This window comes from Arsenicibacter rosenii (assembly GCF_001870735.1).
GTDB lineage: Bacteria > Bacteroidota > Bacteroidia > Cytophagales > Spirosomataceae > Arsenicibacter > Arsenicibacter rosenii.
This window is the reverse complement of the sequence record NZ_MORL01000112.1, coordinates 1-1,958: the sequence shown is the minus strand read 5'-3', so window position 1 is coordinate 1,958 and position 1,958 is coordinate 1. Positions and strand designations below refer to the sequence as shown.

Below are 1,958 nucleotides of genomic sequence, written 5' to 3'. Positions count from 1 at the left end.
GAGGTTAATCTTGGTGGCACTAACGGGCTTACAAATGCGGGCTTCAATCTGGCCACGCTAACGACAACGAAAAGCGCTGCTTTAACGGCCGCTACGCTTGAGGATTGGGGTAACGGGTGGTATCGTGCAATGCTTACGTTTACGACCGACGCTACGGGCACGCCCTCAGTAAGCGGTGCCTACATTGCCGGGTATGCAACCAGTACGGACACCTGTACGATGTCGTTTTTTGGAACACAGCTTGAAGTCGGTTCATTTGCTACGTCTATTATTCCGACCCCGACGGCAGCTGTAACGCGGGGCGGGGACCTGCTCTATTTGCCGGTGTCGTCCAACTGGTACAATCCGTCGGAGGGTACGCTGTTTGTCGAAGCCAGGCCGTTGGTGAACGGTATCGGTTCGCAGGTTCTGGCCGGTATCGGTGCCGGTAGCGGTAACTGTATCTGTATCCGACAGAATGCGGTGAATGTATTTGGGATGTGCCGCAATGCGGCGTTTACGGGGCAGACGGATACGGCCGGCGTGAATTATGCACTTAATACGATTGCGCGGTACGCAATTACGTACAAGGATGGTTCGCCTTATAAGTTCTACTATTCGGGCGGGGTTAATGTCGGTTCTAATAACCACACAAGTGCAATCGGCGCATCATGGACACGGTTTAGCATCGGCTGTTTTCCGGAGCTACCGGCAAACGGCAACTATAATGCCCATATTCTCCGGGCAGCTTACTGGACAAAAGAACTGCCTCAATCTCAATGTCAAACTCTTGTATTATAGATGGGACCATTCGGAAGCGGGACAAGTCCCGATCAGACATCACCTAATTCCCTGCTTGGCACAGCAGCACACGTAAATAATTCGGACAATGCGATCTGGTATGCGCCGGTTATGAATCTGGACTATGTGCGTGGCCAGCCGGCCATCGAATCAAAATACATCATCGTCGATGATGCCAGCGTGATCGGCTTATATCGCTACGATAGCAGCGACACGACCACGGCCGATAACGGCACGGTACTGGTAACAATCGACGGACGGCGGTATAAGCCGGTAACCGACCGCACAGGTAACACGGCCGGCCGTCCGGGCACAGTGGGCCTGCCAACAGGCTATCAGTATTATGATACGCAGATAGGCAAACCAATCTGGTGGAACGGCACCGCCTGGAAAGATGCTTCAGGTACAACAGTTTAACTTTTTGCTCAACAGGTTTATGCAGCCAATTATCATTACACTTTCGCCCCATCCGGATTTTGAGAAAATCCGTCGTCAGGTACGTTGCAGTGAGTTCACTGTCAAGTTCTCCGATGATCCGGACCATCAGCGTATCATCCTGCCGTTAGTGATCGAGCTCACCAGCCGCAGCGAAACCCAGGTTCCGGTAGTCGTGGATGGACAGGAAACCGGTGAGTCCGAGACCGTTTACGGCCCCTGGGAGCCTTATCGCAAACTGTCACTGTCTAATCAGGTTGCCGCTGTCACGGAAAGCAATAACAGCAAGTTCGTCGATCCGGCAACGTTCAATCTGGTTCCGGCCGGTACCGAAGGGGCAGTGCCTGAGCTGACGGCTATCTGGAGTCAGCTGGGACCACCGATTGTGCAGCTGATAACGACGGTCCTGAGCCGGATGGATCAGCGAGGCAATTTCAACGATTTAAGCCAGTTGTAGTCATGGCCGTCCACGTGCTGCATGCCAGCGTCAGAAAGGTCTACGGCAAAAAGTATGACTGGTGGGCCTTTACGGAGCCCGCCATGATTCCCTGCGATAGCCGTGGGGTGGTGATCCCGGAAGGCTACGAGACCGACTACGCATCACGGCCGGACTGGGTGCCCGACTGGCTTATTCCCCGGTCGGGCCTGAGTGCGATGCCCAGTGCGGCGCATGACTATCTGTGCGAAACCGGTATCGTTTCCAGAAAAGAGGCCGATCAGGTCTTTAACCAGCTGCTGTGGGA

4 protein-coding genes are annotated in these 1,958 nt (G+C 54.1%); all 4 read left to right on the top strand.

Annotation, left to right across the window (positions count from 1 at the left end):
• On the top strand, positions 1-780 hold a 780-nt coding region (locus BLX24_RS33050), incomplete at its 5' end, for a phage head spike fiber domain-containing protein (RefSeq protein ID WP_218160737.1).
• Positions 781-1,197 carry a hypothetical protein gene (locus BLX24_RS30140; RefSeq protein ID WP_071506886.1) on the top strand — a complete coding sequence of 139 codons (417 nt, stop codon included), beginning with the start codon at positions 781-783 and terminating at the stop codon, positions 1,195-1,197.
• 19 nt (positions 1,198-1,216) lie between these two features.
• A complete protein-coding gene (locus BLX24_RS30135; RefSeq protein ID WP_143092910.1) occupies positions 1,217-1,672 on the top strand; it encodes a hypothetical protein in 456 nt (151 codons plus the stop codon).
• A gap of 2 nt (positions 1,673-1,674) precedes the next feature.
• The coding region (locus BLX24_RS30130; RefSeq protein WP_143092909.1) for a DUF1353 domain-containing protein at positions 1,675-1,958 on the top strand (284 nt) is incomplete at its 3' end.